The organism is Pseudoalteromonas sp. SG41-2, assembly GCF_014164535.1.
Taxonomy (GTDB): Bacteria; Pseudomonadota; Gammaproteobacteria; order Enterobacterales; family Alteromonadaceae; genus Pseudoalteromonas; species Pseudoalteromonas rhizosphaerae.
Genome location: NZ_JACJFK010000016.1, coordinates 1 through 22,161, shown reverse-complemented (window position 1 = coordinate 22,161; position 22,161 = coordinate 1). Strand labels below are relative to the sequence as shown.

The 22,161-nt window shown below is 39.5% G+C and carries 18 protein-coding genes and 2 pseudogenes; 5 read left to right on the top strand and 15 right to left on the bottom strand.

Annotated features, from left to right (window positions below; all coding sequences use genetic code 11):
- Positions 1-17: 17 nt before the first annotated feature.
- The 15 genes and pseudogenes from H5186_RS13685 to H5186_RS23090 all read right to left on the bottom strand — a co-directional run bounded on the left by H5186_RS13685 (position 18) and on the right by H5186_RS23090 (position 17,316).
- Positions 18-1,727: a RagB/SusD family nutrient uptake outer membrane protein gene (locus H5186_RS13685; RefSeq protein WP_182794583.1), complete on the bottom strand. Its 1,710-nt coding sequence runs from the start codon at positions 1,725-1,727 to the stop codon at positions 18-20.
- A 33-nt stretch (positions 1,728-1,760) separates the two neighbouring features.
- Complete coding sequence (locus H5186_RS13680; RefSeq protein ID WP_149982873.1) at positions 1,761-4,700, bottom strand: SusC/RagA family TonB-linked outer membrane protein; 2,940 nt, start codon at positions 4,698-4,700, stop codon at positions 1,761-1,763.
- A gap of 230 nt (positions 4,701-4,930) precedes the next feature.
- Entirely contained in the window at positions 4,931-5,848 is a 918-nt protein-coding gene (locus H5186_RS13675; RefSeq protein WP_149982874.1) for a carbohydrate kinase, read from the bottom strand.
- Positions 5,849-6,256: 408 nt separating this feature from the next.
- Positions 6,257-7,009, bottom strand: a complete 753-nt coding sequence (locus H5186_RS13670; RefSeq protein WP_182718940.1) for a DJ-1/PfpI family protein — start codon at positions 7,007-7,009, stop codon at positions 6,257-6,259.
- A 296-nt stretch (positions 7,010-7,305) separates the two neighbouring features.
- Positions 7,306-7,755 carry a hypothetical protein gene (locus H5186_RS13665; RefSeq protein WP_182740504.1) on the bottom strand — a complete coding sequence of 150 codons (450 nt, stop codon included), beginning with the start codon at positions 7,753-7,755 and terminating at the stop codon, positions 7,306-7,308.
- Between the two features lie 15 nt (positions 7,756-7,770).
- Complete coding sequence (locus H5186_RS13660) at positions 7,771-8,343, bottom strand: SMI1/KNR4 family protein (protein ID WP_182761302.1); 573 nt, start codon at positions 8,341-8,343, stop codon at positions 7,771-7,773.
- A 103-nt stretch (positions 8,344-8,446) separates the two neighbouring features.
- Positions 8,447-8,716: a hypothetical protein gene (locus H5186_RS13655; RefSeq protein WP_182718937.1), complete on the bottom strand. Its 270-nt coding sequence runs from the start codon at positions 8,714-8,716 to the stop codon at positions 8,447-8,449.
- Positions 8,717-9,295: 579 nt separating this feature from the next.
- Positions 9,296-9,805, bottom strand: coding sequence for a ClbS/DfsB family four-helix bundle protein (locus tag H5186_RS13650; RefSeq protein ID WP_182718968.1), 510 nt, complete (start codon positions 9,803-9,805; stop codon positions 9,296-9,298).
- 460 nt (positions 9,806-10,265) lie between these two features.
- The gene (locus tag H5186_RS13645; RefSeq protein WP_259398532.1) at positions 10,266-10,676 is read right to left on the bottom strand and encodes a hypothetical protein; all 411 of its coding nucleotides are present in this window, start codon (positions 10,674-10,676) and stop codon (positions 10,266-10,268) included.
- Between the two features lie 48 nt (positions 10,677-10,724).
- A complete protein-coding gene (locus tag H5186_RS13640) occupies positions 10,725-11,597 on the bottom strand; it encodes an alpha/beta fold hydrolase (RefSeq protein WP_182718936.1) in 873 nt (290 codons plus the stop codon).
- A 761-nt stretch (positions 11,598-12,358) separates the two neighbouring features.
- Positions 12,359-12,892 carry a hypothetical protein gene (locus H5186_RS13635; RefSeq protein ID WP_182718935.1) on the bottom strand — a complete coding sequence of 178 codons (534 nt, stop codon included), beginning with the start codon at positions 12,890-12,892 and terminating at the stop codon, positions 12,359-12,361.
- Positions 12,893-13,461: 569 nt separating this feature from the next.
- Positions 13,462-14,304 carry a bifunctional transcriptional activator/DNA repair enzyme AdaA gene (locus tag H5186_RS13630; protein ID WP_182794582.1) on the bottom strand — a complete coding sequence of 281 codons (843 nt, stop codon included), beginning with the start codon at positions 14,302-14,304 and terminating at the stop codon, positions 13,462-13,464.
- A gap of 10 nt (positions 14,305-14,314) precedes the next feature.
- The gene (locus H5186_RS13625; RefSeq protein WP_149982876.1) at positions 14,315-15,079 is read right to left on the bottom strand and encodes an SDR family oxidoreductase; all 765 of its coding nucleotides are present in this window, start codon (positions 15,077-15,079) and stop codon (positions 14,315-14,317) included.
- A 514-nt stretch (positions 15,080-15,593) separates the two neighbouring features.
- Positions 15,594-15,814: pseudogene (locus H5186_RS13620) on the bottom strand (transposase); the annotation flags it as partial.
- A gap of 414 nt (positions 15,815-16,228) precedes the next feature.
- Positions 16,229-17,316: pseudogene (locus tag H5186_RS23090) on the bottom strand (alpha-amylase family glycosyl hydrolase).
- 331 nt (positions 17,317-17,647) lie between these two features.
- On the opposite strand from H5186_RS23090, the gene H5186_RS13605 reads away from it, so the two are divergent.
- The 5 genes from H5186_RS13605 to H5186_RS13585 all read left to right on the top strand — a co-directional run bounded on the left by H5186_RS13605 (position 17,648) and on the right by H5186_RS13585 (position 21,857).
- The gene (locus H5186_RS13605) at positions 17,648-18,385 is read left to right on the top strand and encodes a hypothetical protein (protein ID WP_182794580.1); all 738 of its coding nucleotides are present in this window, start codon (positions 17,648-17,650) and stop codon (positions 18,383-18,385) included.
- 28 nt (positions 18,386-18,413) lie between these two features.
- Positions 18,414-19,976 (top strand): serine hydrolase, encoded by a 1,563-nt coding sequence (locus H5186_RS13600; protein WP_182719592.1) that lies wholly within the window; start codon positions 18,414-18,416, stop codon positions 19,974-19,976.
- Positions 19,977-20,146: 170 nt separating this feature from the next.
- Positions 20,147-20,506 carry a hypothetical protein gene (locus tag H5186_RS13595; RefSeq protein ID WP_220491396.1) on the top strand — a complete coding sequence of 120 codons (360 nt, stop codon included), beginning with the start codon at positions 20,147-20,149 and terminating at the stop codon, positions 20,504-20,506.
- Between the two features lie 2 nt (positions 20,507-20,508).
- Positions 20,509-21,405 carry an HTTM domain-containing protein gene (locus H5186_RS13590; RefSeq protein ID WP_182719594.1) on the top strand — a complete coding sequence of 299 codons (897 nt, stop codon included), beginning with the start codon at positions 20,509-20,511 and terminating at the stop codon, positions 21,403-21,405.
- Positions 21,402-21,857 (top strand): thiol-disulfide oxidoreductase DCC family protein, encoded by a 456-nt coding sequence (locus H5186_RS13585; protein WP_182719595.1) that lies wholly within the window; start codon positions 21,402-21,404, stop codon positions 21,855-21,857. Before H5186_RS13590 ends, H5186_RS13585 begins: the two co-directional genes overlap by 4 nt.
- The last annotated feature ends 304 nt before the right edge of the window (positions 21,858-22,161 follow it).

Below are 22,161 nucleotides of genomic sequence, written 5' to 3'. Positions count from 1 at the left end.
GCCGAAACCCACCACTATTAATAACCTGGGTTTTGTGTGTACGACCCACCACTTAAAATCATCTGCTGGTTCGGAATAGGTAAATACTCATGTTTACCTTTAGTGAAAATAGCATCGACCAAATAAGGTTTACGTACAGCTTCAATAGCTAAGTAACTATCAATAGTTTCTTTCGCTATTCCCCATCGAACTAAGTCAAAAAAGCGATGTCCTTCAAGCCCTAATTCTAAACGTCGCTCAAAGCGTAGTGCCGCTCTTGCCTGTTCTTTAGAATCAAAACTTGTATATAAGCCCATGTTATAAATACTCGCGTTGTGTAATTTACTGGTACTATTTTTAGCACGCTCACGAATACGGTTAATAATTGGCAATGCTTCGTCATACCTATCTAACTCAATTAATGCTTCAGCTTTCCAAAGCAATACATCAGCGTAACGAATGAGCGGTGTATTTAATGAAAAGATAGGAAAAGGGCCATTCTCACCACGACAACTACAGTCAGGGTGTTCAAGATCTTTCATTGCCGTAAAGTTGCCATAAATACCAGGGGCACGTGCCCAGCTATCACCGCCATGAATTAAGTTTTCGTCATACTTAAATGGTTTACCTTCCATTGCCACAGTGTGATCTAGGCGAGGGTCAACTGAGTCTGTCGTCATGTCGTAGTTAAAGTCGTTAAAAGAGTCGAATAACGGCAAACCTTGTTGGTCTGTTTTAAACGCATTAACGAAATTTTCTGTTGGTACATGAAAACCACAACAGCCAAAACCACCAGCCATTGGCGCATTTAATGCACTAGGCCAGCTACCACGTCCATCTGGAGAGCCGTCATTTAGAGAGCGCTGAATAGCAAAAACTGACTCTTTACCATTCTCACTTTCAAACAAAAAGTTATTCGCGTAATCATCAAATAAACCATAGACGCCCGCTTTTTCAATTTCATCAACTAGGGCCACTACTTTTACAAGTTTATCTTTATTAATATTGATAACTTGATGTAGCTCATTCTGCTCATACGCTTGGTAAAGCAATGTTTTAGCTAAATATGCCTTAGCTGATAACGCTGAAGCGCGCCCTACATCTTCTTGGGTTTGTGGTAAGTTGTTTGCAGCAAACTCAAAATCTGCGGCAATTTTATCCCATAACTCTTGATCGCTTAGCTCACGATTAGTAGCGCTAAGAATTTGATCTTGTGTCATTGTTTCATCAATCCACGGGATATGCTTATGATGTATTTTTAAATCAAAGTAGAAAATACTGCGAATAAACCGCAGTTCGGATTGTTTTGCAGCACTGTTTTCAATGGCATCTGGCGCATTTGCGATTACCGCTAATGCTGAGTTTGCTCTTGAAATACCGGTGTAATTACGTACCCATTTTTTGTTGTTCAAATCAATTAAATCTGGCGGGAAAGACTCCATATCAGGCACTATAGGCTGATATAAAGACAAAGCATGATAAGCAAAGATATCACCAGGTCCATTACCGCCTTTATGGGCGTCTCCAGCGCGTAAGTTTCCTGTCGGCCATAAAAAGTTAGGTGCGGTATAATGATCGTTTCCTAGATATGAGTAGGCAGCAATAATCAACGCATCTACATTTTCACTGTTAGAAACTTGTTCTTCGGTTAATACTCCTGAAGGTGCAACATCAAGATCAGAACCACCACACGATGCTAAAGAAAGCGCGAGTGTAGCTGCTGTAAATAGTGTTTTAATTTTATTCATAATATGTGCTCGTATCGTTGTCGTTTTAATAAATCAAAAAGAAAGGTTCACGCCTAACGTAATACGTTTTGGAATTGGGAAGTTGCCGTTTGGAGTTTCTGGATCCTGGCTTAGCGTCCCTGACGGAGTAATGGTCAATAAGTTACTTCCCTGCAAATAAATTCGTGCAGAACTTATACCGTATTGACTTAACCACTGTTCATCAGGTGTATAACCGATAGATAAGTTACGAAGCTTTATGTAGCTGCCATCTTCCCAAAACAAACTTGATTGACGGCCTTCACCATTGTTATCGATTAAAGTTAATGCCGGTACATTGCTGTCAGTATTGTTAACTGACCATGCATCAAGAACGCGATCACCGTAATTAGAGCCTATATTTAATGATGTGAAGTCAGTAAATCCACGCCAGCTATTACGTATCTCACCTCCTTGAACACCTTGCCAGAACATATTGAAATCCCAATTTTTGTATTTGAAATTCATGTTCAATCCATACATAAAGTCAGGATCAGTATCGGTGAAAAAGCTTTGATCGTTTTCATCAATCACGCCATTGCCGTCTAAATCTTTCCAGCGAACTCGGCCTAAACCAGCCCCAGATTGCGCTGCGTGAGCATCTATCTCACCTTGATTTTGGAATAACCCATCGGCGACATAACCATAAATAGAATTGACTGAATGACCAACAATCGTTTTATCATCACCATTACCACCAAATGAATTCACAACATCCTCTGGTAGTGAGACAACCTTATTTTTAGCAGAAGAAATGTTAAAGCTAATATCGACATCGATATCACCATCTAAGCTATCAAAAGTAAGGTAATCGGCGTAGCCAATGAGAAACTCAAAACCAGAGTTTTCAATCGTGCCACCATTGACCCATTGCTGAGCGCCTTCACCTAATGTTGCAAGTGGATTGGTTAACGTTAAAATATCCTCTGTGGTTTTTTCAAACCAATCGATACTGCCGTATATGGTTTCGTAACGCATGCCAAAATCAAGACCAATGTTTGTTTGCGTTGATGTTTCCCACTTTAGGTCATCATTCCCTGTTTGTGCTTTTACAAATCCAGAAGGAAGCGTGCCGCCATTTGCACCGCCTATATCATAAGCGGTCCCTTCATCTTGCTGATCAGTGAATAAAGACCGAGTTGCATAACGGCTTAAATACGTTGTATATGTTGCATCGGTAGGGATTTCTTGATTACCCGTTTTGCCCCAACTAGCTCGAAGCTTTAAGGTAGATAAAAATTCAATATCATAGAATGATTCGTTGCTGATCACCCAACCTGCAGAAATAGCGGGGAAATTACCGTAGCTATTATTACTACCAAAACGAGATGAGCCATCGCGACGTATTGTTAAACCTGCTAAATAGCGGTCATCAAAGTTATAGTCCATACGGGCGAAATAAGAATTAAGAGACCATTTATCGCCATCCCCTTCCACACGAACATCACCCGTTGCTTGTGATAAATGAGCATAATCACGATCATCAGACGCAAAACCTGAACCAAAACCAACAGATCCTTCATACTCATAATCTATTTGTTCTGTACCGACCAAAAACGTAAAATGATTTGCATCTAAATCAAGCTTATATTCTGCGGTATTAGTCCAACTAAAACTGCTATTCCAGTTTTCTGTCACTGACAGCTGATCACCATAGTTTAGCGAGCCAGCTTGAAAAGCACGGGTATAGTTTCTGAAGTAGTATTGCCCGTAATCTAAACCGATAGAGCTTTTTAGTGTTAAGTCCTCTATTGCCTCATATTCAACAAAAATATTTCCCATTAATTTATTGAATCTACTAACATTGTCTCGATTCATTTCAATTAGTCTAACCGGATTATCACGGTCAGTTACACCAGGAACAGGCCCTCCCCAGCCACCTTTATCGTTGTACACAGGAACGATAGATTGTTGTTCTATAGCCAAAGTTAGAATATTACCGGCCAGATCATTAACCAAGTTTGATTCTTGATTTGTCACTATAAAGTTTTCACCAATCTTAAGCTTATTTGTTAGCTGATAATCAGAATTAACGCGAAAGCTTATTCGTTCAAACTCTGAGCCATCAACAACACCTTCTGAGCCGAAATAGCCAAGTGAACTATATATCGAAGCTTTGTCTGAACCACCTGAAACTGAAAAGTTAAGATCGGTTACTTTTGCAGAGCGCGTAACTTCATCAAACCAATTAGTATCTGCTGGGCGTTGCACCTGTGCAGCATCCGTAAACTCAGGAAAAACAACGTTGTTTAATTGAGGGTTATTAAAATCATTATTCCAATCATAGCTATAAAGAGAACTTGCTGCATTTGGATCTGAGCCGTCGTTTACTGCAGCTTGCCAAACTGCTTGTCCCCTTTGCTGTGTATTTAATGGGTTTAGCTCATAATTAAAATCATCATATGACTGATTAAAAGAGAAATTAAAGTCGAGCCCTTCATTCCCTTTTTTGGTGGTAATAATAATGACCCCATTACCAGAGCGAGCACCAAAAATACTTGCAGCTGCCGCATCTCTTAGCACCTGTATATCAGCAATATCATGGCTATTAAGTTCATGCATGCCTGATTTAGTTGGTACACCATCAATAACATAAAGAGGATCGTTATTACCTAAAGGTCCTAAACCTTGACCACGAATACGCACTGTTGCTGCAGAGTTAGGTGAACCATTAGTTGTAATTTGCAAGCCAGGCACACGCCCCTGCAAATTTTGCATGATATTACCTGAAGGCTGATCAACGACATCTTCAAGCTCAACTGTGCTAACTGCGCCGGTTAAATCTTGTTTTTTAACACTTCCATAACCATATGAAACTTCAATAACTTCAATACCAACCTTGGCCGACGCTTCTTCTTGCAGTTGTTCAGCGGCAAAGCTGTTGGATGGCAGCCAACAACCTATCAATACTGTACTAACACTCGCAGCAAGCTGGTTTTTCCTAAATCTGAGCATTGTGTGTGTCCTCATTTTAATTTTATTTTTTAATGTTGATTTCATTATTTAAATTAACAACGTTGTCTTTATGGCGTAAAAAAATATCTTTTTACATTTTGTTGTTTGGCTTGGTCGGTCCAACACAAATAAACAACGTTGTCTTTTTAACATTAAAAAAACATCTATTCAATATAAATAACAAAATATTTTGTTTTTTATATGTATAACTTGAAATACAATGCTGCACGCTAACATGGTTCAATAAATTCTAAGATTTGCTGATGCGTTATATCTGGTGTTGCCCCTAGCTGCTGAGCAACCATAGCTCCGGCAGCACAAGCAAAATTAATTGCCTGTTGCGGATCGTTTTGAATGCACAATTGATAAATTAAAGCCCCCAAAAACGAATCCCCTGCACCAACAGTATCCACAACATCGATCAGGTAGCCTGAGTTATAGTAGTTTTTACCTTTAATCGATAATAAAGCACCATGGTTTCCTTTCGTCACGCACAAAAACTCTGTGTTGGTTTGCTTTGCTATAAATGCTAAGTTTTGCTCTAATGAATGGTATTTACACCCCATTCCTTTTGCTATTTCATATAGTTCTTCATCATTTAGTTTGATAAAGTCAGCGCTATTCATTAATTCTATTAAGCTCTCAAGTTGATAGTGAGGAGCTCGTAAATTTACATCAAACACTTTAAACTTCGCATGTTCTAGTAGTTGCTTTAAAGTTATTAATGAAGTGTCGGTACGGCCAATTAAACTACCAAACACAAAAATATCCGTCGATTCAACTTTGCCAATAATTTCATCAGTTAAAACAATATTATCCCAGGCAGTATCAGGCATAATTTCGTACTTAGCAGAACCATGGCTATCAAGTGTTACCTGTACCGTACTGGTATTTTTGTTTGGGTTTACAGCAATGTACTCTGTACTCAATTGCTTTTCTTTTAATTCGTCAAGCAGAGCATCACCTAACTCATCCTCCCCTACTGCACTTATCATTTGTGCATCAATTCCAAGTGATTTAACCCTAAAGCACATATTTAAAGGTGCGCCTCCCAAACGCTTAGTTGCGCCAAAACAGTCCCAAAGGACCTCCCCAAAACAAACTAGACTAATTTTATTAGCCACGTTTTGATTCACAATTATACTCATTCAAGAGCTTCCTTATACGCTTCGTATGGTCAGATAACGGATTAGACAAAGTTCAACTTACCTTTCACTTCATAGAAAGTAAGATATTAAATTTCAATAACTTAAACATTTTTAACTTAAAAATTAAAATGCAGATATATTTGTTAAATAAATGTCGTGAGATATTATTTCATCTAAGCAACAAAAAGACAACGTTGTTTATTTAAGTTAATAAAATTAACTAAATGTCTATCTGCAACTTATAAATAAAGCAAATAATATGCTTGAGAGTTTAATTTATGAATTTTTACCGCAAACTTTTATCCCTAAATGGTATTTGGAGTAGAAGTTTACCTCGAGTTCTAACGGATCGCTGATAACTCGTTAACTTGTGTTGACAGAGTTAAGGCTCATATGTGTTATGTGCATTTACTGCTTGTGAGAAATTATCATTTCTTTTGCAACTAGAGCAGCTGAAGGTAAAAACATTGTTGAAACGATTCTTTGATCAACGACCACTTCGTGTTTATCTTCTAAGGTTTTTTTGTTTTGTGCAATAGCTCCATTTTTATTCAACTGACTTTCAACAAGGAAAGGTAGCAGAGTACCTTGTTTAGCCCATGACTTAGATTTTTCAGTAGAATTAGGAAAACCAGCAATTTTTTTACCTTTAACAAGATACTGACCAGAAGATAATAATACATCGGCAAACGCACCGGCACCGTGACCACCTGCACCAATAATACCGCCAGATTCATAAACTTTGGCGATAATTGATTGTAATTCCTTGTTATTAGCTACATCAAATAATGGGCCATACCCTCCACCAATATAAATTCCCCAGTAATCATTTGGGTTAATTTGTTCAGGAGCAAAGCTGTTTTTCGCTTTATCCATAAAGCCTTCATATTTAATGGTGTAACTACTAATACCCAACGGATCCATCATGAACTCAACCTTTCCTCCATTTGGAGAAACAAAATCGACATCATAACCATGGCTCATAAAAATATGGTACGGTGGAGCAACTTCCCATAAATTATTTCTCGCATCGTGTTTTTCAGAATCCCCCATATCGATCATATTTGATGCGATGATTAATACTTTTTTTGTCGACTCTGCGCTTAGGTTAGTTGAAGTAAACAGTATTACTGAAAGTAAAATAGATATAAAAAGCTTCATTGTTTTCTTTTTTTAAATGATTAAATTCATTATTTAGACGATACAATTGAATAAAAGGTTTAAATACGGAATCAGCCTAGACACTTAAAGCCCCAAGATGCCGACGAAACGAGCGTAGCGAGTTAAGGTCGGAATAATTGGTTTGTTATATGACGACTTCACGTCGTGGCGCTCCATCACAAGTTAAAATAATTTCTTTTTTATCAGTAAAGACTAAAAAACGTTTTATCGCTCTCATTCCAGACTACATCTATTAGCCTATCAATGCAGTTGTCATCAACGCTTTATTAAGCAATTTACCATAAATCAAGCCTATCAATTTCAAACTCGACTGAGCCTTGGCAAGGTAGATCACCGAACTCGATAAGAAAACCTTGAACCTCAATAACCCCTTCATTTTCATCAATTACTTTGCCACAACCTATGTATGAATAAGGCCCCGTTTTTTCAATTCTTTCTTTAGATGCTTCTGCAATCATTTCTACCGGCCAATCGGCAAGGTACGCCGCTCTAACGTTGGCATCTAGCACTTTAAGGAGGTTATTAACTTTATCACCTATGGAGTATTCACAAATGTGACAAAAAACGTCAACGGCTGAGTGTTCATTTTCAACAGTTACTAATGCTGTTTCATCCGAGTAAAACTCAATATTCGTCACTTTAAGTTGATTGATCATATGCACCTTACAGGTATTCCACAATGCCCACATTAACACTGCTTCCCAAAAAAATAGAAGCCAATTCAAGAGACTCCACTAACGTTAATCCGGGTTTAAAAACTCAACTTTTTCTGTTAAATACTCTGAACCGAATTCTTTAGCTATGATTGCTTCTACCTCTTCGTCAGAAATAACGCCAGAGTGCTGCCCCATATTTTTTACCTTTGATTTTGCCAGCAACATAATGTGCTCAGCCCAAGTAGGTTTAGATTCTTCGAGTAAAGACGCCCAAAGTTGTAACTGTTTTTGCACTATCTCGTCTTCATCACAGAAATTAGATGCTTCTTGTAAGCAAATTCGATATATCCACCCTTCAACTGAAGGCGCATAAAAATCAGCAACGATATCATCATGTGGACATAAAATGACCCTGCCATTATTTTTATTATCCAAACACCAAAATGCAACACCATGGAAGACACCAATTGGCAAAATACCATCAAGTACGCCCTCAGGAGCTATTTCAATTTTCAATACATTTGAGCTTGAAATCCACTCTAACAAATACATATTGTAGGAGCTGTCTTTTGTAATACCCTGTTCGATCCAATCACGGTAAGATTTAGGTAACTTACCAATACTGCGCTCAATATTTTCTATTTCTTTAGTAACCACAGAACCTCCTCTTAAATATCGTTCATATTAACTGTGAAATTGCTTATTAGCTCCATATCACGTGCTCTGTTACTCTGTTCACAAGTCGCACTGCAGTAATTTGCTATGTTTTTAGTGCAATCGCATTGCCCACAAAAATAGACAGTTTATCAGCTATTTTCTCACAGCCACCTGCACCCGACTTTATCGTCGAAACAAGCTCTTCAGTGCTGAGTGCCACATCATGCAACACTTCATAAAGAGGCGGATCGTCGCTTTGATCCGTTGGAATTACAAAACAATTATCAGCCCAATCAGCGCCATAACCAATAACAAGATAGTTTGCTGGCAACACATACATTCCTGAGTAGGAATCACAATTAACTTCTTCCATAAATCAATGTTCACAATTTGAATCTCTTCAATGCCATCAAAGTCTTCTTCTGGTTCAAATTTTTGCCAGCCAAGAAGTAAATTGCAAAATAGGTGTGGACATTGCCTCGATATACCACTTAGGAATAATACCGCCTATTTTTTATTTAATCGTTTTAACTTTTCTAAATCAGCCCGTTCTCCGTTTTGGTCTGACTTTGCTATGAATGCAGCTATTTCACTATCAAATGATATTTAAACTACCTTAATAAATATAACGAGCCTGTTGAATAACTCGTTTTAATTTATTTTTATTGATGGATTAACCATAGCCGAGTTCCTATTTTGATTCAATCGACAACTGACTTTCACGTAAAATATAAAAAAGAGGACTTGGTGTTGTTTTAATTGGCTTTTTTTCAAAGTATTACAGATATTTAAGTGGCTTATTTGCGGTGATAAGGGCTTACCTTTGCAATGATGAAGCCACATCGGCCGACGAAGTAAACAAATTTGTTTATTGATTTATAATTGACCGTCACTGAATAAAAAGGTCAAAAAGAATACTAGTGCCTATTAATAGAGTTAAGGCTCATATGTGTTATGTGAATTCCCGATTGAAGCGCCGAACTTTTGTTCGCATGTTTTTCATAGGTGATGACGTATTAAATTGAATCATGCGCCCTAGAGTCCATCGCTCATACCACGCAACACCATACAACTCATGATTACTTAAACTTGAAATGAGTAAAAGTATCTCGTGAACCGTAGACTCCAGCTCAACAAGCAGATCATCGTATTTCCAGTCACGATATTTTTCGTGGAAACTTTCAGCTAGTAACCCAAGTTGATTCCATTTGTAGTCAGTTTCAGGGAAATCTACATCCTGATTTTGAGACTTTAGATGATGCCATTTAAGGACCAGTTTGCCCCAACCAATCAGGTAAGCAACTGTGTCACTAACGCTAATGATTGTACCTTTGATATTTCCTTCTACGCCCAATTTACGAGCTTTGCTTTTTGAAATTGAGCGATAATCAGCCATTAGTTTTGGGAACACTGAGTTTATGGCTAACTCCAATTCATCCTTATTTCTTGGCACAGAAGACAATTTAACCTCCATTCACATAATGCCTTGCATTTGCGGCGGTTTTGTAGCGCGGTACGAGCGGAAAAACCGTCCAACCACTCAGTAGTTTATGCAACATGCTTTTGTTATGTTTTTTCATTCACCAACTCCTGCGCAACCTGTAGCTGAACTTGATGCATTAACCATAGCCGAGTTCCTATTTTGATTCAATCGACAACTGACTTTCACGTAAAATATAAAATAGGATTTAGTGTTGTTTTAATTGATATTTTTCAAGTTGTTACAGATATTTAAGTGGCTTATTTGCGGTGATAAGAGCTTATTTTTGCAATGATGAAGCCGCATCGACAGACGAAGTAAACGAATTTGCTTATTGAATTAAAGTTGATTTTGAATTGACCGTCACTGTATAAAAACGGTCAAAAAGAATACTAGTTCCTATTGACAGAGTTAAGGCTCATATGTGTTAAAGCTCTGCAATTTATTGCCAAAATATAGTGGATATCTGCCCCCAAGCAGCCAATACTAAACAAAATTGTATAGACATCATGATCGATGCAATATCCAATTTTATTAACTTACTTTGCAACTTTCCTCTTAAAGAAATCCATAAAGAAAATAAAAGTGTTATTGGCAAAACCCCTGATAAAAAAGCCAAGCAAATACTTGCCGCAGTAATATCACCAAACTTTAGAAAGGATTGATTAACATAGAGATATATGGACAAGCTAAATAGTACAAGGTTTATAAACCCCCATTTAATGCGCCTTAAGCCATCTTTATCGCGTTTAACAACTCTAGTTAATCCTACTAAAAAGATATAAATCAGTCCAATTAGACCATTACATAATGTGTTGGCATGACTTTGCGTTGTTTGCCAAAACCATGACAACTTAACATTGTTGGAGTTAAGGCGCTTGTTATGTCTTGCTTACTCATTTCAAAGTTTATTCAATAAATAATTAATCTCTGCGATAACAATCTCTGGTTCATGTTTTTGTATGTAATGCTCTGGAGTTGTTGCAAATGTAATTTTGGTATCTTTAGATAAAGTCTGCATCTTATTTAATTCGGTAGAATAAGACTTTTTAATACGCTCCCAGACTGCTGGATGCCAGTTATCTGGAGTTTGATTTGCAGGCACCCAAATTGCGTCTCTGTTCCAAAGTAATACATAAGGTGTGTCACCAAAATCGTCGCTTTGCTGAATGAACGTTGAACTAGTTCTCATATTAATTTTTTCTAGATTATCAGGAGCACCATGCCAGCTAGCAAGTTCAGCTTCCATATTCTTCTTGGTATCAGCATCATATGTGTCATTTTTTGCATCCCACTTTTTTATATGGCTTCTAAATTGGCCATACAATGAAGGATCTACAAGTAAAATGGCGCTGACCTTTTCAGGGTAAAGGTGATTAAATAACTTAATAGGATATGAGCCATAAGAGTGTCCAACCATTACGTAAGGAGGCTGAATTCCAGCCCTTTGTAACAATACATTTTGATGCTCAACAATAGTGCCTAGATCATAATGGCCTTGCGATTTATCACTTTTCCCCAAGTTGGCTCTGTCATAAATACACACTCTATTTTTTTTGTGAAGTGATTGTATTACCTTCTTCCAGTTTCCGTCTTCAACCGTACCACCAAAGCCAGCATTGATAATTATTGAAGGGGAGGCTTCACCATAACATTCAATAAAAAGGTTCACTTTATCTACTTGATACAAGCCTGAAACACTTGGTTTAATGACGTCTTTTGCAGATACGCCAAAGGCTACGATAAATAATAGAACTAAAAGTCCAGTTTTCATTATAAAATCCCTTATATAGCTAATTTAGAAGTAAAATTTAGCACTTAAAATATAACGAGCCTGTAGATTAACTCGTTTTAATTTATTTTTATTGATGCATTAACCATAGCCGAGTTCCTATTTTGATTCAATCGGTTACTTCTATTTTATCTAAAAGTAAATATTGCAAAAATTTTTGTCTGTCCTTTTATTTCAGCTGAACATCTAACTGGATATAAGGCTGAGCATGAATCAATTGGGTGAGTTAATAACCAACAAGGTTTAACCTGATTATATGCCTACAGACCTAAACCACTTGCCTTGATTAGACACTCAGTACGCGTGCATTAATACAATAAACAAAGTCGCTTACACCTGACTTGATAACTGCGTTACGCACCTAAATATAACTTGATCACAATGATGAAACCAGCCGCCTTGAATAGTGCCATGATAAGGTTAACCGATGAATGTCTCGGCTCTAGCATCCTGCTTCGCTCTACCTTCTAAATCCATTTAGTCGTAGTGCCCCAGCGACTCCAAAAGGATATGGGAAAAACCTGGCTGCGATGAGCTCGCAATAATCGATTACTGCGTAACGCGCCTATATGTGTTTGCCGTAAGCTACTTGCTTAACCGCCGCATCGGCCGACGAAGTAAACGAATTTGCTTATTGAATTAAAGTTGATTTTGAATTGACCGTCACTGTATAAAAACGGTTAAAGAAAATACTAGTGCCTATTGACAGAGTTAAGGCTCATATGTGTCACATTTTGTCATTGCTACAGCCCGAATAGATTAAGAACTCGACTTGAATAGAGCTGCGAATTAATCACAAGAAGCTCTTTCACTGTGCTACCGCTATTGCCAACTTCGCCTTCCAGGGAAGCACCATTTTGTAATAATAGTGAAATAATTTCCGGTTTATCCGCAACTTTGTTGTATCCATGGCACGCCGGCCATAAGGCCTCTGATGGATTAGCGCCTTGCTCAATAAGCTTTTGAGTAAAGCTAAGCCATTTATCAAAATTTGGATTTAGACCATGGCCAAACTTTACAGCTAATTGAATTACGCTAGTCTCAGGCCCTGCTGGCATTTTTGCCTTTACGTTAGCCCCCAACTCTATGAGCTTGTTGGCAAGCTCAAAATCTTCGCATTGCATGGCATACATCAAAGGAGTCTTGTCTCTGCAATTAGCGTTATGGTGCCCAACTGTTTCGATTACGCCCTTATCCTTTGCAAGGATACCAAGAACTGAATCCTGGTCGTGCTTTTCGATTGCAACAAACAACTTTTTAATTTCTGCCTTGGTCATGCGTATTCTCAAGAAATGTAACGAGCCTGTAGAATTACTCGTTTTTAATTTATTCTTATTGATGCATTCACCATAGCCGAGTTCCTATTTTGATTCAATTAGTTACTTCGATTTTACGTAAAATATAAAAAGAGGACTTGGTGTTATTTTAATTGGCATTTTGCAAGGTGTTTGAGTGGCTTATTTGAGGTGATAAGGGCTACCCTAATTAGTGCATCGTGTTTTGCAGCTTTTCTCTATTATGAACTAAGCAATACAGTTGCCGCAGTGTGAAGTGAAAGCATTCACTTTCGTTTGTCCGCGCAAGGTCAATTTGCTCAGCGAAATTGATTGGAATGAATTTATTTTGGTAGGATAAGTCTCGCTTGACTCCTCACCCAACGAAAGAGCCATAACGATTTACCGTGGGTGAATAATATTTACTAGATCATAGCTTGATAGTAGATTCAAGGTTAAAAGTTGAACAACTAAAAGTAGGTGCATTCGTTCCTGTAAAGAGTAATTCTACAGCCTCAACGCCCGCCATCTGCCGCGCGGGGTAAGATAAGAACGTCAGCTGCATGACATTGTTATAGCGAAACAGATTCATCACGCATTTTTTCCCATGTTTGTACCATAAGCTTCTTGGCTGGCCCCCAACGGTAACCACCAAGTGCACCACTGTGCTGTATTACCCGATGGCAGGGGATCAGTAAAGCAACAGGATTTGCTCCAATGGCGTTACCAACCGCTCTTGCAGATTGGGGCGCATTGAGTGCTGTGGCTACCTGAGAATAGCTAGCCACTGCGCCCGGTGGTATTTTCAGCAGCGCCCGCCACACAGCTACCTGAAAATTCGTACCTTTCACATGAAGCGACAGCGGACCATGTTTGGCAGCTGTATCACTACTAAAAAACGCATCAATAACATAGTGCGTAGATGTGATGCTTTCAACAATCGAACTCAATGGCCAAGCGTTACGCAAGTCATCCAGCAGCTCTTCAATGTAATTGAAGTCCATGAACTCAACCCTACAAACACCACGCTGTGTTACAGCTACAAACATAGGCCCCAGTGGTGTAGGGTGCACACCGTATTCGATACGTAGCTCCTTACCCTTATTTTTATACTCCCCCGGTGTCACTGCCTCCAGCTGCACAAAGTGATCATGCAACCTTGAACTACCGCTTAAGCCAATCTCATGTGAAACGTCGAGCAGAGAGCGGGATTTATCCAACAACTCCTTGCTACGCTCCAATGTCAGGACCTGCAAAAACCGCTTTGGCGTGGTACCCGCCCAACGACAAAACAACCTCTGAAAATGATACGGACTCAGATGCACATGGGCGGCTATCTCTTCTAGAGCGGGCTGGGTAGTTGCACGATCTACCAAGTATGCCATAGCACGTGCGATACGGTCATAGTCTGACACACTCTGCCTCTCAGACACGATTTATGGATACACCGCCATCTACCAACATCGCAGAACCAGTTGTGAAACTGGATGCATCGGATGCTAAGTACAATGCGGATTGAGCAATTTCATCTGGTGTCGCCATACGCTTGAGCGCATGCAGGTTACGCACAAACGCCAATGCTTCTGGCGTATTAGCAAACTCACGTCCCGCTGGCGTATCAGTACCACCAGGCAAAAGGGCATTGACCCGGATATTCTGAGGCCCATGCTCTGACGCCAGCACTTGAGTCAAACCAATAAGACCAGCCTTACTGGCTGCGTAGGCAGCCATGCCTGGCATACCTGCGGTGTAACCAACGAAGGTAGAGGTGAAAATTAACGAACCTCCTTTTCGGGCAGCCATGGCGGGCAGCTGGTACTTTGCGCCCAAAAATGCACTGGTTAAGTTGGTCGCAATAACTTGATTCCAGTCCGTGAGCGACATCTGCGGCACAGGGCACATAGCACCCAGAATGGCAGCATTGTTAAAAGCGATATCCAGGCCACCAAAGTGGCTTACAGCCTTATCTACCAAAGCTTTGGCAAAAGCTTCTTCGCCAACATCACCGGCTAGTGCCAGTGCCTGCCCACCTTCAGTCTTGATTAATTCCACCAGTTCATCAAGCTCCTTCTGTCGCCTTGCTGCCACCACTACGGCAGCACCTTCTCTCGCAAAAAGCTTCGCGGCTGCATAGCCAATGCCGGTGCTGGCACCAGTAACAATAGCAACTTTGTTGGCCAATATGTTCATCGATTATTTCTCCTAGCTCTGCTGACAATTAAAGGGCATATGCCCGAACAGATGCTATATTAGGAGGCCGAACGATTAATGCCGACCCGAATCTTGCTGAATTTCAATTGCGCTATAACATTTTAGTATTTATGCGACACGCAGTTTGTGTTGCATAATCGCTTGTCGGACTGAGGCGCTACCTGCTCGATGTGTAGAGTTGGTGTTGTTTATGCTATGGACTTTACATATATAGAAAGGCTTTTTATGACCTAAGCTATAGCAAGCAAATTTAATTAGTGTGCCTGTCGTATCTATGCTGTCCCTGCGTTACTCAGTGTTTATTATCTATCCATTAAACCTAATGTTTAACCCTTAAGCAATTATATTTTTCGTATGCACAGTCGTTACTGACCTGAGCAGTTAAGCAGGTTAATTAGCTGATTTGATGCAGCAAGCTAGGCCGCTAACTCGTTCGAACTATTTAATTTGTCGCTACATCTAAATTAATCGCAACATACTAGCTTGGCAGTGCTGGCAACTTATTAGCTTGTCTAATCAATGCTTCGATTACTGGCTTTGTTTTATTACTAGGTACTTTCGCTAGCATTACATACCTAGAATGTCGTTCAACTAAGGTCGCGATAAAGCTGTTTTCTGAGCCTTGGTTCAAGTCCAACTCCCAGTGATCTGGAACAGCTCTGTCTTCAACATTTGATGACCTTTCACTATTGGTACAGCGTCGACTATCTTTCCTAACCCTTTACCTTTCAGCAGCAACTAAATAAGAGAGCCACTCTAATTGAACAAATAAAACTGTGTCACTAAATTTACTTTTCAGGTTCAGAATTTATCTTTTATTGCGGGGTTATTTTTATTTCACCTATTAAATAAGTCATTAGCCCTATTAAACCTAAATTACACGCATGAAGATGACTGCAGGAAATAGAAACGGAAATAAAAAGGACAGACACATATTTTGTGTCAGAAAATTTAGCACCTCTCCCGTTGTGGATAATCGCATAATTATTTTTTCACATACTGTTAGTGTTAGTTACAGAGCTTAGAATTGAGGTGCTTGGAAAGGATTTTAGGCAAAAAAAGGCAAAGCTAGGCCGTCACTTTGTTCAATAGTGTATTTTTAAAACAACCTAATAAAGATGCAACTGTTCAGCCTGCGCCTTTGTACCATTTTACATCGTTGCTGGCGGCTTGCTGCTTTAACCGTTGTTTGCTGCCTGCAAAATTTGAGTACTGCTGCCTGAAACGTTGAATTGATTCAAGCCATTGCGCTTCTTCTATATTCAAAGTCAGGAGCACTTTTGGCATAGTTTTGTTGATATGCCCTTTTTTCTTTGGATCTATGTGGCGGCCGCTCCAGTCGACTAATTCAATATAATCCAGTAAGGCAAAGGGGATCCTGTGTTTAATGTGATTGCCGCCAAATGGTTTTAGCTGTGCTGGTTGGCTTTCATGCTGAATATTATCTTTTTGTTTGAGAAGCTTATTCGCTTTAACCGTGTCTGTGGTAAAGGCTTTAAAGTGCGCTATACGTTCTTGAATTGAGGTGAAATCACGGTCTTCAAGCGTATCGGCTATGTTTGCTCTGATAGAGTTCAAATCAACGTAGGCCATGCAACTGAGCACTGCGGTTTCATCTAATAATGCATGCGACTATTCTTTATAAGTAATGCGCCCTTCCCTCAAATTTATAAGGAATAAATTTGAATGCCGTCAGGCAGCCCGAAGGATGAGCGCCAAGGATGGCAGCGAATAATACTTACCCGTGCAGTTATCTTCTTTATTGGCCTCGCGGGCAATGTACTCATTGAGGTTTTTCATATACCAGCTGATGTCATACAATCTTTCTCGCCATTAGCGATGATCTCATTAAAAAAGAGCAAACTTGGCTTATCTAACTGCTCACCTTTTAAATGGCGGTCGACTAAAAAGTGGTCGTTATAAAGCTGATACCAGCGGTTAATTACTTCATCATCAGACCAATCAAGTGCTTGACGCCTATTGACGTTCACAACAAGGTGATAGTGATTGCTCATAATCGCGTAGGCAGCAATTTCAATGGCAAACACACTACTTAATAACTTAATTCGCTCTACTAACCACTCCCTACGGTGAGCAAAGTTTTTACCTGTGTATTTATCATCACCACACAAGAATGCACGTCTCACGCATCGTGAGATTAAGTGATAATAAGATATCGATGCTAAATCAATAAGCTTTTTTCTTGCGCGAGTCATAATATATCAACTTCAGTAGCACTGTGTGTAATAACAGTGGTTGATACTATGATTTTTGCAAAAACAGTAGTTGATACTGTAGTTTTTGCAAAAAAATGTGTCTGTCCTTTTTACTTTCCACTTTTTAATTTCCAACGAAATAGACATTAGACGCCGGATTTATGTCATAGGACCGTTACCTTTATTAGTAAAAAATTCGCTGGCGGAGTGACCATATATCTCTGTGTTATCTGAGAGATTCATTTGTAATCAAGTGTAATACATTTTGTTTGAGGGCTTTGCTAGTCTTTACTGGCTGTTTATTTTTTAACAAAAAAAGGAAATACCTACAATGAGTACCACTAAACTTGATGAAATGCTAACTGGCCGCATTCAACCCGGTGAACCTAAACAATATACCAATGCTAACCCTCAGATCGATCTAGGCCACGGATGTATTATTGTAGATGTGATCGCTGATGTTGTAGCTGATGCCGCCGCTGATGCCGCCGCTGATGCCGCTGCTGATGCTGCCGCTGATGCTGCCGCTGATGCTGCTGCTGATGCTGCCGCAGAAGGTGGCTTGAACGCGGCATCTTCATCTAGGCTGAAAAACCTAGCTCTAATTCTAGCTGGAACAGCACTAGAGAAAGCAAATGAAGCAATTGCTAATGCATTGAAAAACAGTAACAAACCCAGTAGTGAATCAACTCCATCTACATATTGGAGTGCCCTTAAGACAGAAATGCTAAAAACGTACCCATGTGATGCTGCCGCTTCTAGTGATTGCCCTAAAGTAAACAACGCGAATCAGCGTGATGCTCAGGAATACATGGTTTTGTCTTATGCTCAAAACTTGGGTAAAAAAGACAATAATGCTGTAGATGCGGTGACTTTTGAAAAGAGCTGGGATGCGGGAAATCAAAAAGCGCTTAAAAGTGGTCTTAGCAACGTAACAAATACTGCGGGAATTCCAAGTATGCTTGATTACATGGGCAGCTTTGATATCTCAGGTAGCCCCTCTGCAGCAGTGGCTGTAATTGCTGAAGCTAATGTTTTCAATAGTGTAGCCAGCTTTGAGTTTACCTAAATAAGCCATCTAGCGAGCGAAAGACAAAATGGATTCTAATCTATATCAATATCTACAAGATGGCAAAGTGCTGATGGGGTTTCCCTCTATGAGCGTACGCCTGATAGAACATGATAAAATGTCTGAGCTTGCTACGGAGTCTACCTTTGGCAGCGACGCTATTAATAAGGTAGGCTCTATTAGCAAGTTGATTACAGCAATCGCTGTGCTTATTTTATGTGATAATCAACAGCTAGAACTCGACGCGCCTGCAACAAAGTACTTATCTTACCTAAAAAAAACCCACTGGGCTCAAAGTCAAAAATCACCAGTGACCGTAAAAGATCTGTTGATGCATACAGCAGGTTTACCTAGAGGTGCTTTTATTGGTTCTTCCCCAAGTGAAGAAGAAATAGCAGCAACCTTAAACAATAGAGACCTCATGTCACTTGGAAAACGTGACAGTAACCCGATTAAATATTCAAACTTGGGCTTTGTTTTATTAGGCCAAATTATTGAGCTGGTTACTCAGACGCCTTATACGCTTTTTGTTAAAAAAACCATCTTTTTGCCGCTAGATATGAAAAGTACAGGCTTCGGCGTACCTGAACCTGATTTGATATTTGCTAGGCCACATCAGCTGTCCTGCTTTACTAAGGCCAGTAAGTCACCGTTTACATGTGAACCAATGCCCTTAATTAGTACGCCGCCGTCATCGTCAGATATGCATTCTAATACGCGTGACATCATGCAGCTACTTCAATGCTTAATTACAGGTGGAAGATGCAATGGAACAAAGTTATTAACTGAAATCAGTCTCAATTTACTGTTTACTAGCCACAACTCTATTGACAATGGCATTTCTCGGGGTATGGGGTTACTGTTTGCTAGCTCAAAGCTGGGAAATTTAGTATTTGAAGCAGCTGAACACTTAGGCCATAGCTGTGTAATTTATATGGTGCCAGAAAAAGGCTTTGCATTGGTCGCTATAGTCAATAGAGCCTCAGCTGGAGATGAACTGTTTCACATAATAAATGAATTTGCCAGTCATTACTTAACACGAAATACAGACGTAAAGCTAAGTCACTCCCCTGCAGATAAAAACGCTTTAGTAGGTGAGTATTTCGATCACCAAGGTACCACATTAAAAATTGTACTAAAAGAAGGCGAGTTAAAAGCGGCTGTTGGCACTGACGTTTTGTCTCGAGTTATCGCTAAAGGTCAGCGAGGGTTAATTACAGAAAATGGTAGATTGGCAAAATACCCTTGGTCTATCCAAACGTCCGGTGGCACTACTTGGATTAACGCTGGGCCTCATCAGTTTTGCCAAAGTACACACACCGCCTTTGAGCGCCATTCTGGCAAAAACTATGACGCGTTAGTGGGTGTATATAGCAATAATCAAGTTGGTCGCATCGCTATCTATAGTCGAGGTGGTCAGTTATACGTCGCTTACTCCCCGTGGAAAGAAGCACTCCTGAAGAATGTTAAAGGAACTCTATTTAGACAAGTCGGAGGACCTTTTCCCTCAGAGCTCGTAAAGTTCTCTACCACATTGCAGCAACTGACTCTATCTGATCATTCATTCTTAAAAACAACTGAGGTTTACTAGTGGCATACTACATTGAACTATTTATACATGGGTTAACTAACCTGTTTATTATAGTAATTTTGTTTTGGTTTTTTTTCTGGGATTGTGAACGACACAATGCCATACGACGTTATTTCATCCCTAAAGTGTACCGGCCATTCGCTTGGATAGGCTTAAATGTTGAGTGGACTATGTTTACACCAGACCCCCCCATGAGAGACATGTGGCCAATGGTAGTTTTCACCCACGAAGACGGTTCAAAATCGAACTGGGAACCAATCCCTTATAACGAACTAAAAATTTGGGAAAAACTAAAGTATAAAAAAGTTTTGAAGTTTTATTTTCAAGTCACTGCAAACAAGGCTGACAAACAAATAAAACGCGATTTTATTGAATATATACAACGCACTTACAAAAGCAGGGTCAAACGGACCAAAATAGAGCTTTTCCGCATCGTTCGCGACACACCTCCAATTGAAGCGCAGAGTGAAATTTTGGAGGCTAAAAAAGAGCTAATATTTACTTTTCATCCATACCTTGGTGAGGACTAAACATGCCTATTGAAACTTTACTTGAAGCGTGGAACAATTTTTTCTTTGCTCCAATCTCTGTTTATCCGATCGCGGTATTTCGCATTATTTTTGGCTGCGTGTTATTGACTGATGCCATATATTTGCAAAACCGAGCAGAGCTTTATTTGGGGCCAGCAGGCCTGACTGAATATAATAGATATGTTAAACGAGCAGGTGGCGTATCAATGTCTTTGTTCTTGTATTTACCGGGAACAATGAGGTCTGCACAGCTCATTATGGCTGTTCACCTCACTGCCATCATCATGTTGATTATAGGTTTTTTAACACCGCTGAGTGCCGTACTCGCATATATTACCACGCGTTCAATTGTAAGTCGTACCGATCATTTAACGAATGGAGGCGATGCAGTGGCAAAAGTGATGTGTTTCTTGCTTATTTTTACACCATGCGGAAATACGCTGTCACTCGATGCTCTGCTATTTAATCTACCCGAAAACTTAAATAACTCTCCTGCCGAGCAGGCTCCTTGGGCACAAAGATTGATGCAGATCCAGCTGTGTTTTATATACTTCAATACCATGTATTGGAAATTGAAAGGTAAAACTTGGCGAGAAGGTACAGCTATTTATTACGCTGTGTCCAATGATATGTATCGACTGTTTAAGTTTCCTAACTTTTTACTCAAGAAATCTTTGGTTCAGATAATGACCTGGGGAGTTCTTATCTTTGAGCTATTACTGGCACCTGGTCTATGGATCACAGAGTTGAGTCCTTGGTTTGTCGGCGGAGCGATGTTAATGCATTTGAGCTTTATGATTTTCCTGAATATCCACCTATTCAGTCTGTATATGATGTCTGTACTTATATTGTTTATTAGCCCCGCAGTCATAACATCTGCAATAAGCTTAATAACATGACTAAATTGAAAGCTTGGTCTCACAGGGAGTCACCTGAAGTGCCTAAATTTAAAGATTCTGGCTGCATAGTTTTTGTTGATGGGACCTGTGGTGCATGCTCTAAAGGCGCCCGCCTGATTGCCAAACTTGACAAAGATGAGGAGTTTCTGATTTGCCCAGTTGGTAGCCTACTTGGAAGTAGTGTTTTACGCCACTACGGACTATCTCCTGATAATCCTGAAAGTTGGTTATATCTAGAAAATGGTAAACCCTACTATTCAATGGAAGCGATTATCAAAGTGGGTGAGCGGCTTGGCGGGTTAGGGAGTTTATTGACAGTTTTGAGGATATTACCTATTTCGATGCAAAATAAACTTTACAGATGGATAGCCAAAAATCGCTATCGCATGATGGGAAGGACTGATATTTGCACAATCACAGACCCAGCCTTGCAGAAGAGGATAATCGAGTAGCTCAATTGCATCAACCTGCTTTCTTAGACTATGTTAATTAAGTTGGACGCTCCTCCCTTTGATCGGATTAATCTAAAGACAGAACTTCATTAGAGATATTGGAGTTTCTATTTGAACCTTAGCTATAAATTATATTATGCTAAGATTTTCTTAGTATCTAACCTATAATTGTACTAAGGATATTTCATAGGTTGGATCTTAAGAAAACTTGAAGTTGAACTCTGTTAATGATCAAATAGTTACGCCAATAAAAACATGACCAAAAACAGAGTTCACATGCAGATTAACCAAGTTTCAAATCAAT

What these genes read in the sequence shown, in the direction of transcription:
- H5186_RS13685 (WP_182794583.1), bottom strand. Translation starts at nt 1,727, where the DNA reads ATGAATAAAATTAAAACACTATTTACAGCAGCTACACTCGCGCTTTCT.
- H5186_RS13680 (WP_149982873.1), bottom strand. Translation starts at nt 4,700, where the DNA reads ATGCTCAGATTTAGGAAAAACCAGCTTGCTGCGAGTGTTAGTACAGTA.
- H5186_RS13675 (WP_149982874.1), bottom strand. Translation starts at nt 5,848, where the DNA reads ATGAGTATAATTGTGAATCAAAACGTGGCTAATAAAATTAGTCTAGTT.
- H5186_RS13670 (WP_182718940.1), bottom strand. Translation starts at nt 7,009, where the DNA reads ATGAAGCTTTTTATATCTATTTTACTTTCAGTAATACTGTTTACTTCA.
- H5186_RS13655 (WP_182718937.1), bottom strand. Translation starts at nt 8,716, where the DNA reads ATGGAAGAAGTTAATTGTGATTCCTACTCAGGAATGTATGTGTTGCCA.
- H5186_RS13640 (WP_182718936.1), bottom strand. Translation starts at nt 11,597, where the DNA reads ATGAAAACTGGACTTTTAGTTCTATTATTTATCGTAGCCTTTGGCGTA.
- H5186_RS13635 (WP_182718935.1), bottom strand. Translation starts at nt 12,892, where the DNA reads ATGACCAAGGCAGAAATTAAAAAGTTGTTTGTTGCAATCGAAAAGCAC.
- H5186_RS13625 (WP_149982876.1), bottom strand. Translation starts at nt 15,079, where the DNA reads ATGAACATATTGGCCAACAAAGTTGCTATTGTTACTGGTGCCAGCACC.
- H5186_RS13605 (WP_182794580.1), top strand. Translation starts at nt 17,648, where the DNA reads ATGAGTACCACTAAACTTGATGAAATGCTAACTGGCCGCATTCAACCC.
- H5186_RS13600 (WP_182719592.1), top strand. Translation starts at nt 18,414, where the DNA reads ATGGATTCTAATCTATATCAATATCTACAAGATGGCAAAGTGCTGATG.
- H5186_RS13595 (WP_220491396.1), top strand. Translation starts at nt 20,147, where the DNA reads ATGTTTACACCAGACCCCCCCATGAGAGACATGTGGCCAATGGTAGTT.
- H5186_RS13590 (WP_182719594.1), top strand. Translation starts at nt 20,509, where the DNA reads ATGCCTATTGAAACTTTACTTGAAGCGTGGAACAATTTTTTCTTTGCT.
- H5186_RS13585 (WP_182719595.1), top strand. Translation starts at nt 21,402, where the DNA reads ATGACTAAATTGAAAGCTTGGTCTCACAGGGAGTCACCTGAAGTGCCT.